The following is a 14,408-nucleotide window of genomic DNA, read 5'->3' as shown; positions in this document are numbered from 1 at the left end:
TGGTTATGCAAAATCAGTATTCACACATAGTGTTAGGTTTAGGGGCAACGGGTTTGTCCGTGGTGCGCTATTTGTGTGGAAAGGGCATTACGCCATTGGTGATGGACAGTCGTCGGCAACCTCCGGGCGCCGAAACATTAGCGACGTCTTTTCCTGATGTGAAGCTGATTTCTGGCGGATTCGATTGCCGTTATCTCGTGCAAGCGACGCAGATCATTATCAGCCCCGGCATTGCCACTTATACCCCAGAGGTGCGTGCCGCTGTGGATATGGGCATCGAAGTGATTGGCGATGTGGAGCTATTTGCCCGTGAGATTGCTGACCGTAAACCTTGCGTTATCGGTATTACTGGCTCTAACGGTAAATCAACTGTCACTACGCTTGTGGGCGAAATGGCAAGGGAAGCGGGTATCGCCGTTGCCGTTGGTGGCAATATTGGTGTGCCTGCGCTGGATTTACTGCATGAAAATGCTGACTTATTTGTGCTTGAGTTGTCGAGCTTTCAACTGGAAACCACCCATAGCCTTAAGTGTGTGGTGGCGACCTGTTTGAATATCAGCGAAGACCACATGGACAGATACAGCGATATCGCTGCCTACCGCGAAGCTAAATTACGTTTATACAAACAAAGCCGCGCCGTGCTGTTTAATCGCGACGATAAACTGACCGTACCGCCAGAGCCAATGAACCAAAACAGTTTTGGTTTAGCTGCGCCAGAAACGGACGAATGGGGCATCAGCGACAGCAAGATTTATCACGGTAGCAGTGAAATCATGCCGATCACAGAAGTCTCCCTGATTGGCAGTCATAACCATGCCAACCTACTCGCAGCAATGGCGCTTGTGGATGTTGTCGGTGTTGATAAGCAGGTTATGGCTAAAGTGGCGCGTAGCTTTACCGGCTTATCCCATCGCTGTGAAGTGGTTGGGATTAAGAATGGCGTGACCTATGTCAATGACTCAAAAGCGACGAACGTCGGCGCCACAGTTGCCGCGCTCGATGGTTTGAGTGATCACTTAGGCGATATTATTTTGATTGCTGGCGGTGACGGTAAAGGTGCTGATTTTAAACCTTTAGGCGTGGCATTAGCGAAAGTAACACACCTCATTACCTTAGGTCGCGATGGCAAAAAGATTGCCGCTTTAAAAGACGGCGCGGTCAGAGTCGAGACTATGGCGGCTGCGGTGGCTAAAGCCGCTGAATTGGCGACCTCTGGCGATATCGTTTTATTGTCGCCAGCCTGTGCCAGTTTAGATATGTACAGTAACTTTATGGCTCGAGGTGACGATTTTAGAAACCTTGTGGAGCAACTCAATGGCGAGTGATGTAAGACAACTCAGCCTATTTGGGCGTTTGCGTTCAGCAATGCCCAATTGGCAACGTGATACCGAAGTGCCGGGCGTGCAATTGTACGACCGTGCTTTGCTCGCGGCTGTGTTGTCTTTGATTGGCTTTGGCTTTGTGATGGTGATGTCGGCCTCAATGCCAGAAGCGCAAACGCTCACGGGTAATCCGTTTTATTTTATGACTCGCCATGTGGGTTATTTAGTGGGTTGCTTAGCCATTGCGGCATTTGTATTAAGAGTTGAAATGCAAACTTGGCAGCGCTGGAGTCCCATGCTGCTACTGGTTGTGGGCTTGATGTTACTGGCGGTTTTAGTGGTCGGTACTACGGTAAACGGCGCGACGCGTTGGTTATCGATCGGCCCAATTCGCATCCAAGTGGCGGAAGTCGCTAAGTTTGCCTTTGCCATCTACATGGCGGGCTATTTAGTGCGTCGTCATCAGGAAGTGCGCGAGAACGCTAAGGGTTTCTATAAACCGATTGCGGTATTTGCCATTTACGCTGTGCTGATTTTGATGCAGCCCGACTTAGGGACGGTTGTGGTGTTGTTCGTCGGTACCGTTGGGCTGCTGTTTTTAGCAGGGGCACGTTTGCTCGACTTCTTCGCCCTGATTTTTGCCGGTGTGTTGGCGTTTGTGGCTTTGGTGTTGTTAGAACCTTACCGTATGCGACGAGTGACATCGTTTATGGATCCTTGGCAAGATCCCTTCGGTAGCGGTTACCAGTTGACGCAATCTTTGATGGCCTATGGCCGTGGCGATTGGTTTGGCCAAGGGCTGGGCAACAGTATTCAAAAATTAGAATATCTGCCCGAAGCGCACACTGACTTTATCTTCGCCGTGATCGGGGAAGAATTAGGTTTTATCGGTATTATTGCCGTGTTATCCGTGCTGCTGTTTGTGGCGCTGAGATCGATTCGTTTGGGCAATTTGTGCTTAGCCATGGATAAACCCTTCGAAGGTTATTTAGGTTACGCCATTGGTATTTGGGTATGTTTCCAGACTGTGGTTAATGTTGGCGCGAGTATCGGCATGTTACCGACCAAAGGACTGACATTGCCTTTTATCAGCTACGGCGGCAGTAGTTTATGGGTCATGACGGCGGCAGCCATGATGCTGCTACGCATTGATTACGAACGGCGCATGACATTAGTTCAGGCCGTGCAAGGGAGATTGAAGTGATGACCCCAGCAGGAAAACGTATTTTAGTCATGGCGGGTGGTACGGGAGGACATGTGTTCCCGGCGCTGGCAGTGGCTAAGTATCTAGCTCAACAGGGTTGGCAAGTGCGTTGGTTAGGCACGGCCGATCGTATGGAGGCGCGTTTAGTGCCCCAGTATGGATTTGATATTAATTTCATCGATATCAAAGGTGTGCGCGGCAATGGTTTGATACGTAAACTCGCGGCACCCTTTAAAGTGGTGCGCTCAATATTGCAGGCTAAGGCCGTGATTGCTGAGTTTAAACCCGATGTCGTGCTTGGCATGGGCGGATTCGCCAGTGGCCCAGGTGGTGTGGCGGCAAGATTAGCCGGTATTCCATTGGTACTACATGAGCAAAATGCCATCCCAGGGATGACGAACAAGTTGTTGTCGCGGATTGCGACGCAAGTGTTATGTGCCTTTAAAAATACCTTTACCACAGTGAAGGCCAAGGTTGTTGGTAATCCGATTCGCCAAGAATTGATTGCCTTAGGCGCAGAACCAAAGCCAGAGGCTGATGAAGCCTTAAAAGTATTAGTTGTCGGTGGCAGCCTTGGCGCCAAAGTCTTTAACGATCTGATGCCTGAAGCGGTTGCGATTCTGAGTCAGCAGCAGTCCGTTACGGTTTGGCATCAAGTGGGTAAAGATAATCTTGCGGGCGTGAAGGCGGCTTATCAGCAACATGGGCAAGATGGCGGCGTGAATATCGCCGAGTTTATCGATGACATGGAAGCCGCCTATCGCTGGGCTGATGTGGTATTGTGCCGCGCCGGCGCGCTGACGGTGTCTGAGTTAGCGGCGGTGGGGCTACCGAGTATTCTGGTGCCTTATCCCCATGCGGTGGATGATCACCAAACCCGTAACGGCCAAGTATTGGTTGAGGCTGGCGCAGCTTTCCTATTGCCACAGGCCATCTTGGACGTGAATAAACTGGCGGGCAAATTACAACTGCTTGCCAATGACAGAACAGAATTAGCCCGTATGGGCCAAAGAGCGAGAGACGTTGCCGTACTGGATGCGACTGAACAAGTTGCCGCAGTGTGCATCAGCCTTGCTGAGAAAGGATAAGCATGACTAAGACAGAAAGATATGCACAACTGAGAAGCATGATCCCAGAAATGCGCCGTATTAAGCGTATTCACTTCGTCGGCATTGGCGGCGCGGGTATGGGCGGGATCGCCGAAGTGTTAGTGAACGAAGGCTATCAGGTGAGTGGTTCGGATATCGCGCAAAATGCCGTGACCGACAGATTGTGTTTGCTCGGTGCCAAGATCCAAATTGGTCATGCTGCCGAAAACGTACAGCAAGTGGATGTGGTCGTGGTCTCCACGGCGATTAATCTGGAAAACCCAGAAATCCTTGCTGCCAAAGAATTACGTATTCCTATCGTGCGTCGCGCCGAAATGCTAGCCGAGTTGATGCGTTACCGTCATGGTGTCGCGATTGCTGGCACCCATGGTAAAACGACGACAACCAGCCTTATCGCCAGCGTGTACGGTCAAGCGGGACGGGATCCTACCTTCGTGATTGGTGGCTTGCTCAATAGTGCCGGTACTAATGCCAGATTAGGCACCAGCCGTTACTTGATTGCCGAGGCCGATGAGAGCGATGCGAGCTTCCTGCATTTGCAGCCTATGGTCAGTGTGGTAACTAACATTGAAGCCGATCACATGGATACCTATGGCGGTGATTTCGAAAAATTGAAATCGACCTTCGTGGATTTCCTACATAACTTGCCCTTCTACGGTGTCGCAGTTGTGTGTATCGACGATGCTGTAGTGCGTGAAATCATGCCGCGGATTGGTCGTCAACTCGTGACCTATGGTTTTAGTGACGATGCGGACGTGCAAGCGCTGAATTTCAGCCAGCAAGGCCATCAGTGTCGTTTCACGGTGAGACGTAAAGGCAAAGCTGATCTCGATCTGGTGCTTAACTTGCCGGGTCAACATAACGTGCTTAATGCCTTAGCTGCGATTGCGGTCGCGACCGAAGATGAAATCGACGATAGCGCCATTACTCAGGCGTTAGTGGAGTTCCAAGGTATAGGTCGTCGTTTCCAGCATTTGGGCAAGTTTGCTACGCCCAAGGGCGAAGTTATGTTAGTCGATGATTATGGCCATCACCCCAGTGAAGTTGCCGCGACCATTAAAGCAGCCCGTGCAGGTTGGCCCGACAAACGTCTGGTTATGGCGTATCAGCCACACAGATACACACGTACCCGTGATTTGTATGAAGATTTTGTGGAAGTGTTATCCCAAGTGGATTGTTTACTGTTGCTCGATGTTTATAGTGCGGGTGAAGCGCCGATCACAGGTGCCGATGGCCGAGCCTTATGTCGCTCAATTCGCCTGCGTGGCCAGTTAGATCCGATCTTTATCGCCAGTCCTGATCAGCTCGCAGAAGTCTTGCCCGATGTATTGCAAGAGGGGGATTTATTACTCACCCAAGGTGCAGGTAATATTGGCGCCTTGTCGCGATTGTTAGCGACGACAGAATTGGGCTTTGCCGTTGCGGAATTACCTGCGCAAGCAAGCTGATCTTTAGCGCTTGATCTGCGAGGAAAAGGAAATTTTGACCAAAGGATTTTGGTCTATATAATGGCCGGTTTTCTGTGGTTTTTAATGAGTGTCGTTAAAGGTGGAATGAAGCGTGTCTTGGAGTGATAAGAGGCGGCACTGGCGGGCAAGAATGTCACGGGTTAATTGGTATCTGTGGAGCGGGGCTGGCTTTTTATTCTTCATCGTGGCCAGTTTTGTATTTGGTGGATACCAGTTACATAAATTTTTAAACGATGCCAGCACCTTGCCGATTGAGGCCGTTGCCATCAAAGGTGAGCGGGCTTACACCACAGATAAAGATATACAAGTGGCACTACAGGATTTAATGCAGCGGAGTTTTTTTAGTGCTGACATCAGCTTAGTGCAACAGGCGTTAGAAGACTTACCTTGGGTGTATCGCGCGTCGGTAAGACGCGAGTGGCCTGCGAAACTCAGGGTATATTTGCAGGAGCAGCAACCAGCAGCCCATTGGAATGGTGACTCCTGGTTGAACGTGCATGGCGAAGTGTTTGAAGCGCCATCGCACCCAGAGCTGGAGCATTTACCGCAGTTATCAGGGCCAGACGATATGGGTCTTGAGGTGCTGACTGTGTATGCACAGATCAACTCACTGTTAAAGATTAATGGCTTTACCTTAGCCAGTTTGAATTTGACGCCACGACATGCGTGGCACGCGACCTTAGGAAACGGCATCGTTTTAGATTTAGGTCGCGAAGATAAAATTGCACGGATACAGCGATTTATAACTGTTTATCCGGTTTTGGCGAAACAAGAGAAATCCGTCGCCAGAGTAGATTTGCGCTACGACACAGGGTTGGCCGTAGGCTGGGGCGATGCACAAACAAGAGAGCCGATAATTAATGATCAAAAACCAAGATAGAAACCTTATCGTCGGATTGGATATAGGAACCTCTAAGGTCGCAGTGATCATAGGCGAAGTTCTGCCCGATGGCGAAATCAGCATAGTCGGCCTTGGCAACCATCCCTCAAGAGGCATGGATAAAGGTGGCGTGAATGATTTAGATTCGATAGTTCGCAGTGTGCAACGTGCGCTCGATCAAGCGGAATTAATGGCGGATTGCCAAGTGTCATCGGTTTACCTGAGCATCTCTGGTAAACACATCGCCTGCCAAAACGAAAACGGCATGGTATCGATCAACGATGAAGAAGTGACACAGGAAGACGTCGATAACGTGATCCACACGGCTCGCTCGGTGAAGATCCCGACCGAACGTCGCATCTTACATGTGCTGCCGCAGGAATATGCGATCGACGTGCAAGACGGCATCCGCAGCCCTATCGGTATGTCCGGCATGCGGATGGAAGCCAAGGTACATATAGTGACTTGCGCCAATGATATGGCGAAGAACATCACTAAGAGCGTTGAGCGTTGTGGCCTTAAGGTCGATGACTTAGTGTTCTCTGGGATTGCTTCGGCCGATGCCGTGCTGACCTTCGATGAGAAAGATTTAGGTGTGTGTATCGTCGATATCGGCGGTGGCACTACGGATATCGCGGTCTATACCAACGGTGCCTTGCGTCATTGTGCGGTTGTGCCAGTTGCGGGCAACCAAGTGACCAACGACATTGCGAAGATTTTTCGCACGCCGTCGTCACATGCTGAACAAATTAAAGTGCAATTCGCCTGTGCGCGCAGCTCGATGGTGAGCCGCGAAGACAGTATCGAAGTGCCATCGGTAGGTGGACGTCCATCGCGGAGCATGTCACGTCACACGCTCGCCGAAGTAGTAGAACCAAGATACCAAGAGCTGTTTGAGTTAGTGCTCAAAGAGCTGAAAGACAGTGGCTTAGAAGATCAAATCGCCGCAGGTATTGTGCTCACTGGTGGCACAGCGTCGATTCAAGGTGTGGTCGATATCGCAGAAGCGACATTCGGCATGCCAGTTCGCGTAGCATCACCGCTACCGATCAAAGGTTTATATGAATACGTGGACCAGTCTATTTACTCCACTGGAGTTGGACTGCTTCATTACGGTGCACGACGGGTGATCGAGCGTCAGTTCGAACGTCCTGAGCGCCAAGGGGTAACTAGCGCTTGGAATCGGGTCCAAAGCTGGTTTAAGGGCGAATTTTAATTTTCATAACGCAGGCAACACGGAGATCAGACAATGTTTGAGATCATGGATACTCACTCAGACGACGCGGTGATTAAAGTCATCGGCGTTGGCGGCGGCGGCGGTAATGCTGTCGAACATATGGTCAAACACAACATTGAAGGTGTTGAGTTTATCGTTACCAATACAGACGCTCAGGCCCTGAGAAAATCAGGTGCAGGCTCAACGATTCAATTAGGACGCGATGTCACTAAAGGTCTCGGAGCAGGGGCAAACCCAGATGTGGGTCGTGCAGCAGCTGAAGAAGACCGCGAAAACATTCGCGCGGCAATCAAAGGCTCAGACATGATCTTTATCGCTGCCGGTATGGGCGGTGGTACAGGTACTGGTGCTGCACCAGTTGTCGCTCAAATCGCTCGCGAAGAAGGTATTCTGACCGTTGCGGTTGTGACTAAGCCTTTCCCATTCGAAGGGAAAAAGCGTATGGCTTATGCCGAGCAAGGTATTGCTGAGCTGGCTAAGCACGTGGATTCGTTAATCACGATTCCAAATGAAAAATTATTAAAAGTATTGGGCCGTGGCACTTCTTTACTCGATGCGTTCGCCGCAGCGAATAACGTGTTACTTGGCGCGGTACAAGGTATTGCCGAGCTTATTACTCGTCCAGGTCTAATTAACGTCGACTTCGCCGACGTGAAGACTGTGATGTCTGAAATGGGTAATGCCATGATGGGTACAGGCGTCGCTCGCGGTGAAGACCGTGCTGAAGAAGCGGCTGAAGCTGCTGTTGCCAGCCCATTATTAGAAGACATCGACCTAGCCGGTGCGCGTGGTGTGTTAGTTAACATCACTGCGGGTATGGACATGAGTATCGAAGAATTCGAAACCGTGGGTAATCACGTTAAGGCTTATGCCTCTGACAACGCGACTGTGGTTGTTGGTGCTGTCATCGACCCAGAAATGAGTGATGAGCTGCGTGTAACGGTTGTTGCTACGGGTATTGGTGCTGAAAAGCGTCCAGATATCCAATTGGTGTCTAAACCAGCGCCTCGTCCAGAGCCTGTGGTTGTGGAACCAAAAGTCGAAGCCTATGTCGAAGAAGCGGTACATGTGAACTACGCTGCGCCAAAAGGCAACGTATTGCCAGCGGCACCGCAGCCAGCTGCACAACCTGCACCATCGACAAAGCATGAGTTGGATTACCTTGATATTCCAGCATTTTTGCGTAAGCAAGCCGACTAGCGATAGCGTTTGAGTCCAGCGTAATGTATGAGGTGTTGTTCGTTTTGGGCAATACCACAACATAGCTGCATTTGTGTGACATAATAAAGTTATGTTATTATGTTGAACCAGGGCGGCCAATTTGCCGACGCTGAGTGTACAAATATTAGGCTTTATAATTGGCATATAAACGGGTAACTGAATGATATTTCAAAGAACTGTTCAGAAAATGGTGAAAACTACTGGTGTCGGATTGCATTCTGGCAACAAGGTCACTTTGAGCATTATGCCCGCGCCCGTTAATTCAGGGATCGTACTCGTGCGCACCGATCTGAGTCCTGCCGTTGCTATTCCAGCGAAGGCGGAGCAAGTTCGTGAAACCACTATGTGTACGGCACTTGTCAATGACGAAGGTATTCGTATCTCGACCATTGAGCATTTATTTGCAGCACTTGCGGGTTTAGGCATAGATAACGCCGTAATCGAAGTGGACGCGCCTGAAATTCCTATTATGGATGGCAGTGCGAGCCCATTCGTCTTCTTATTGCAGTCTGCGGGTATTAAAGAGCAGGCGGCTCCTAAGAAGTACTTAAAGATTAAGCGCCCTGTGCGTGTTGAAGATGGCGACAAATGGGCCGAGCTAAAACCCTTTAAAGGTTTTAGAGTCAATTTTAAAATTGACTTCGCGCACCCAGAGATCGCCCGTAGCCAACAGCATGTGGTGATGGACTTTTCAACGTCTGCTTTCGTGAAAGATATCAGCCGCGCCCGTACTTTTGGGTTTATGCGTGATATCGAATATCTGCGAGCCAACAACCTAGCGTTGGGCGGCAGCATGGAGAACGCAGTTGTACTTGATGAATATCGCGTCCTTAATCCCGACGGCCTGCGTTATGAGGACGAATTTGTTAAGCACAAAATTCTAGATGCGTTTGGTGATCTATACGTGGCAGGACACGCTATTTTAGGTGAGTTTACTGCGTATAAAACCGGTCATGCGCTGAACAATCAATTGGTGCGTGCTTTATTGGCGCAACAGGATGCGTGGGAGTTGGTTAGCTTTGAAAAAGAAGCCGATGTTCCCGTCAGCTTTACCGTGCCAGGTGGCGCTGTATTTGCTTAAAAAGCGGTGAGATTATTTATCACGGCTGGCCAATGAGGCCAGCCGTTTTAGTTTTTCGCCCAGTGAACCGCCAATATTTTCCGCTAATGCCGCAATATGCTCCGCTGCCGCAGGGCTTAATTCTTTGTGTCCCTGTTTAGGCTTTGCGTCATACATTGCTAATCTCGGGTTGACTTTAACTTCGATTGCGGTAAGGATTGGGAGCGTTTCTGCTTGAAGCTGCGCTAGTAGCTTTGGCTTTTGGAAATTAATTCGTGCAGCCCAGGCCGCCGAAGTGGTTTCAACCACAAGAACACCCTGGCGGAAATTAGCGACTTTTAGCTGCTCCGCAACAGGACCTGCGATAATCTGCTTCACATGATGATTCAGATACATAAGTAGTTCCGCTTTCTCAGCAAGGTCGGGTAATTTGCCCGATTGATGCAGTAATTGGCTGAGATCTTGAGGGGGCTTTTTCATATGATAATAAGATGGCTGAATTAGGCTATGAGTGTAACAGTATTTATTCAAGGTCGGAATGGCGTCACACGCTGGCAGCCCAGTAAACGCTGGTTGCTACTTCCAATACTATTGTTGGCCACTGGGTCCGGTATTTATCAACACAACTCAGCTCGATTTCAAGATCAGCAAGCCAGTGTCGATAACGATCGTCTCGTGCGCGAACAACAAAAGAAACAAGTCTTAGAGCTAAAAAGTGCTACCGAGTCTCAACTGGCTATGCTAGTGACTCATGTTGCACGTATGCAAGCCAAGATCACCCGTCTCGAAGCCTTAGGTCAACAGGTCGCCCAGCAGAACAAATTGGATGAAGATTTCGATTTCTCATCCGAAGTTGGTGTGGGTGGTTTGAGCGAATTAGGCACTAACATCGAGCTCGGACAGCTTATCGACGATATGGATAAGTTGGCATCACGAATTGACAATAATAATGTTCAGCTTTCACTACTTGAAACAGTGTCATCTAACCACCATATAGATGATGAACGTTATATATCAGGGATCCCACTCGATAAAGGTTGGTTATCGTCGCCCTACGGATTACGTAATGACCCTTTCAACGGTCGCAGGACTGTGCATAAGGGGATTGATTTTACCGGTCGAGAAGGGGCCAAAGTTGTTGCGACTGCTGCAGGCGTAGTAACTTGGGCTGGGAACATGTTCGGTTATGGCGAGTTGGTCGAAATAGACCATGGTAACGGTTTACATACGCGTTATGGCCATAATAAAGCTTTGTCAGTGACTGTAGGTGATGTGGTCGCAAAAGGCGATGCAATCGCCAGTATGGGAAGCACTGGGCGCTCAACTGGGGCTCATGTGCATTATGAAGTGTTGCGCGGCGGACAGCAGATAGATCCACAAAAGTTTGTCTACCGCAAAGCAAGTTAATTGAAACATTGGCTTCTAGTTTCCATCATGGACTTGGCCTACAGAGAATAAGTGATTCAGATGTTTGGTAAATTACTGACAAAAGTATTTGGTAGTCGCAACGACCGCACCCTTAAAGGGCTTCAAAAGATCGTTATTAGCATTAACGCACTAGAAGCTGATTATGAAAAATTAACCGATGAAGCATTAAAAGCTAAAACCGCTGAGTTCCGTGAGCGTTTAGCTGCCGGCGCTTCATTAGATAGCATCATGGCTGAAGCGTTTGCGACAGTGCGTGAAGCGTCTAAGCGCGTATTTGACATGCGCCACTTCGACGTACAGTTACTCGGTGGTATGGTACTCGACAGTAACCGTATTGCTGAGATGCGTACGGGTGAAGGTAAAACCTTAACGGCAACTTTACCTGCATACTTAAACGCATTGACGGGCAAAGGCGTTCACGTAATTACCGTGAACGATTACTTAGCACGTCGTGATGCCGAGAATAACCGTCCGCTGTTTGAGTTCCTTGGTTTAACCGTCGGCATCAACGTGGCAGGTCTCGGTCAGCAGGCAAAGAAAGATGCCTATAACGCCGATATCACTTACGGTACCAACAACGAGTTTGGTTTCGATTATCTGCGCGATAACATGGCGTTTTCACCGCAAGAACGAGTACAACGTCCGTTGCACTACGCCCTAATCGATGAAGTGGATTCAATCTTAATCGACGAAGCGCGTACGCCGCTGATCATCTCTGGCGCCGCTGAAGATAGCTCTGAGCTATACATCAAGATCAACACCTTGATCCCTAATCTTATCCGTCAAGATAAAGAAGATACGGAAGAGTATGTGGGTGAGGGTGACTACAGCATCGATGAAAAAGCCAAACAAGTGCATTTCACCGAGCGTGGTCAAGAAAAAGTAGAAAACCTGTTGATCGAGCGCGGCATGTTAGCCGAAGGCGACTCACTCTATTCTGCTGCAAATATTTCCCTATTACACCACGTCAACGCGGCGCTCCGTGCGCACACGCTGTTTGAGCGTGATGTGGATTACATAGTACAAGACAACGAAGTCATCATAGTCGATGAACACACGGGTCGTACTATGCCGGGTCGTCGTTGGTCAGAAGGCTTACATCAAGCTGTCGAAGCCAAAGAAGGCGTGCACATTCAAAACGAAAACCAAACATTGGCTTCGATCACTTTCCAGAACTACTTCCGTCAATACGAGAAGCTGGCAGGTATGACAGGTACTGCCGACACTGAAGCGTTCGAATTCCAACACATCTATGGATTAGACACAGTCGTTGTGCCGACTAACCGTCCAATGGTGCGTAAGGATATGGCGGATTTGGTTTACCTGACCGCCGATGAAAAATATCAAGCTATCATCAAAGACATTAAAGATTGCCGCGAACGTGGTCAGCCAGTATTGGTGGGTACAGTCTCAATCGAACAGTCTGAACTGTTAGCGCGCTTAATGGTGCAGGAAAAGATCCCGCACGAAGTCTTAAATGCTAAATTCCACGAACGAGAAGCTGAAATCGTCGCGCAAGCTGGCCGTACTGGTTCAGTGACCATTGCCACTAACATGGCAGGTCGTGGTACCGATATCGTGCTTGGCGGCAACTGGAACATGGAAATCGATGAACTCGATAATCCAACCGCTGAGCAAAAAGCTAAGATCAAAGCCGATTGGCAAATTCGTCATGATGAAGTCGTCGCCGCGGGTGGTTTGCACATCCTAGGTACCGAACGTCACGAATCACGCCGTATCGACAATCAGTTACGTGGTCGTGCGGGTCGTCAAGGTGACGCGGGTTCATCACGTTTCTACCTGTCGATGGAAGATAGCTTAATGCGCATCTTCGCCTCGGATCGTGTCTCTGGCATGATGAAAAAGCTGGGTATGGAAGAAGGCGAAGCCATCGAGCATCCATGGGTGTCTCGTGCAATCGAAAACGCTCAACGTAAAGTTGAAGCACGTAACTTCGATATTCGTAAGCAATTACTTGAATTTGATGACGTCGCTAACGATCAACGCCAAGTGGTTTACGCCCAGCGCAACGAGTTGATGGATGCGGAAAGCATTGAAGATACTATCCAAAACATTCAAGACGATGTGATTGGCGCAGTAATCGATCAATATATTCCACCTCAATCAGTAGAAGAGCTGTGGGATATCCCAGGTTTAGAGCAACGTCTACACCAAGAGTTTATGCTCAAACTACCTATCCAGGAATGGTTAGATAAAGAAGACGATCTGCATGAAGAGAGTCTACGTGAGCGTATTATCACTGCTTGGGGCGATGCATATAAGGCGAAAGAAGAAATGGTTGGCGCGCAAGTGCTACGCCAGTTCGAGAAAGCCGTTATGCTACAAACGCTCGATGGTCTGTGGAAAGAACACTTAGCGGCGATGGACCATCTGCGTCAAGGTATCCACTTACGTGGTTACGCACAGAAAAATCCAAAGCAAGAATATAAGCGTGAGTCGTTTGAGTTATTCCAACAACTATTGAATACCTTGAAACACGACGTCATCAGTGTGCTGTCGAAAGTACAAGTTCAAGCTCAGTCGGATGTGGAAGAAATGGAAGCGCGTCGTCGTGAAGAAGATGCCAAGATCCAGCGCGACTATCAACACGCAGCGGCAGAGTCGCTTGTTGGCGGTGGTGATGAGCATGAAGCTGTCACTGCGCAAGCGCCGATGATCCGTGATGGTGAGAAAGTGGGTCGTAACGATCCTTGTCCTTGTGGCTCAGGTCGCAAGTACAAACAATGTCATGGCAAGTTAAGTTAATCTGCTGACCTACTGAATAAGTAGAATAGAACGCACACTAAAGGCAACTTATCTAAGTTGCCTTTTTATTTCCTCTTTTATAAGCCTAGCGCGACTCTCGTGTCATCCGGATTACATTCTTACTCTTCTTTATATCGCTAATCGTCGTTATTCCCCATTGAATATCATTTCACTCTTATCGATAGCCATTAAAGCAAACCCATCGCTGTAGCAAATTTAACCGTTAAAACCTATTTTGTGGATAAGTCTGAGGATAAAGTGGGGGTATTGTGTGACTAACTGAAAGTATTAAAAAAAGATCCATTTTTCTCAAAAAAGCCCTTGCGGACTTTCTCAATCTCCCTATAATGCGCATCCACTGACACGGCAGACAGCGTAACGTAAGTTAAGCAAAGAAAGCCAAGCAGTTCATCGGTTAGCGAGCTAAACGATGAGTGTTGAGAAAGTTTAAAAAACTACTTGACGCACTAACGGGAATGCGTAGAATACGCAGCCCTGACCCGCTGAAAACTCAGTGTGTGGTCAACGCTCTTTAACAATTTATCAAGCAAATCTGTGTGGACACTCACAGGTGTTGAGTTAATCGAAACTGCTTAACCTTCGGGTTGGCAGTCAAAAATTTAAATCAACCAATTCTTTCACGAGAGTGATGAGTGTTCATAGCAATATGTACAAAGACTTACTACTTATTTTCGAATAAATAGGAGTCGAA

General features: G+C 48.7%; 11 protein-coding genes. 10 read left to right on the top strand and 1 reads right to left on the bottom strand.

Annotation, left to right across the window (positions count from 1 at the left end; translation table 11 throughout):
- Nucleotides 1-5: 5 nt before the first annotated feature.
- The 8 genes from murD (at nt 6) to lpxC (ending at nt 9,523) form a co-directional block, all read left to right on the top strand.
- On the top strand, nt 6-1,325 hold the full coding sequence (gene murD, locus Q4Q50_RS20115; protein ID WP_107403419.1) for a UDP-N-acetylmuramoyl-L-alanine--D-glutamate ligase: 1,320 nt from the start codon (nt 6-8) through the stop codon (nt 1,323-1,325).
- Nucleotides 1,315-2,526, top strand: coding sequence for a cell division protein FtsW (gene ftsW / locus Q4Q50_RS20110; protein ID WP_006086699.1), 1,212 nt, complete (start codon nt 1,315-1,317; stop codon nt 2,524-2,526). The genes murD and ftsW overlap by 11 nt, the downstream gene beginning before the upstream one ends.
- Nucleotides 2,526-3,614, top strand: coding sequence for an undecaprenyldiphospho-muramoylpentapeptide beta-N-acetylglucosaminyltransferase (gene murG / locus Q4Q50_RS20105; protein ID WP_311900836.1), 1,089 nt, complete (start codon nt 2,526-2,528; stop codon nt 3,612-3,614). The genes ftsW and murG overlap by 1 nt, the downstream gene beginning before the upstream one ends.
- 2 nt (nt 3,615-3,616) lie before the next feature.
- Nucleotides 3,617-5,083 carry a UDP-N-acetylmuramate--L-alanine ligase gene (murC, locus tag Q4Q50_RS20100; protein ID WP_006079895.1) on the top strand — a complete coding sequence of 489 codons (1,467 nt, stop codon included), beginning with the start codon at nt 3,617-3,619 and terminating at the stop codon, nt 5,081-5,083.
- Nucleotides 5,084-5,234: 151 nt separating this feature from the next.
- Complete coding sequence (locus tag Q4Q50_RS20095; protein ID WP_311900834.1) at nt 5,235-5,984, top strand: cell division protein FtsQ/DivIB; 750 nt, start codon at nt 5,235-5,237, stop codon at nt 5,982-5,984.
- A complete protein-coding gene (gene ftsA / locus Q4Q50_RS20090) occupies nt 5,965-7,200 on the top strand; it encodes a cell division protein FtsA (RefSeq protein ID WP_006079897.1) in 1,236 nt (411 codons plus the stop codon). Before Q4Q50_RS20095 ends, ftsA begins: the two co-directional genes overlap by 20 nt.
- Before the next feature lie 33 nt (nt 7,201-7,233).
- Nucleotides 7,234-8,421 (top strand): cell division protein FtsZ, encoded by a 1,188-nt coding sequence (ftsZ, locus tag Q4Q50_RS20085; RefSeq protein WP_259521576.1) that lies wholly within the window; start codon nt 7,234-7,236, stop codon nt 8,419-8,421.
- Between the two features lie 181 nt (nt 8,422-8,602).
- Nucleotides 8,603-9,523: a UDP-3-O-acyl-N-acetylglucosamine deacetylase gene (gene lpxC / locus Q4Q50_RS20080; protein WP_011845621.1), complete on the top strand. Its 921-nt coding sequence runs from the start codon at nt 8,603-8,605 to the stop codon at nt 9,521-9,523.
- A gap of 12 nt (nt 9,524-9,535) precedes the next feature.
- Here the strand turns inward: lpxC and Q4Q50_RS20075 are convergent, their stop codons facing one another.
- Nucleotides 9,536-9,982, bottom strand: a complete 447-nt coding sequence (locus tag Q4Q50_RS20075) for a DUF721 domain-containing protein (RefSeq protein WP_006079900.1) — start codon at nt 9,980-9,982, stop codon at nt 9,536-9,538.
- 27 nt (nt 9,983-10,009) lie between these two features.
- Here Q4Q50_RS20075 and Q4Q50_RS20070 point away from each other — a divergent pair, with 27 nt between their 5' ends.
- Complete coding sequence (locus Q4Q50_RS20070) at nt 10,010-10,909, top strand: M23 family metallopeptidase (RefSeq protein ID WP_006079901.1); 900 nt, start codon at nt 10,010-10,012, stop codon at nt 10,907-10,909.
- A gap of 60 nt (nt 10,910-10,969) precedes the next feature.
- Nucleotides 10,970-13,696, top strand: a complete 2,727-nt coding sequence (gene secA, locus Q4Q50_RS20065; protein ID WP_226059445.1) for a preprotein translocase subunit SecA — start codon at nt 10,970-10,972, stop codon at nt 13,694-13,696.
- Nucleotides 13,697-14,408 lie beyond the last annotated feature (712 nt).

This window comes from Shewanella scandinavica (assembly GCF_031932065.1).
GTDB lineage: Bacteria > Pseudomonadota > Gammaproteobacteria > Enterobacterales > Shewanellaceae > Shewanella > Shewanella baltica.
Note: the sequence above shows the minus strand (reverse complement) of the source record. Positions and strands in the feature narration are given on the sequence as shown.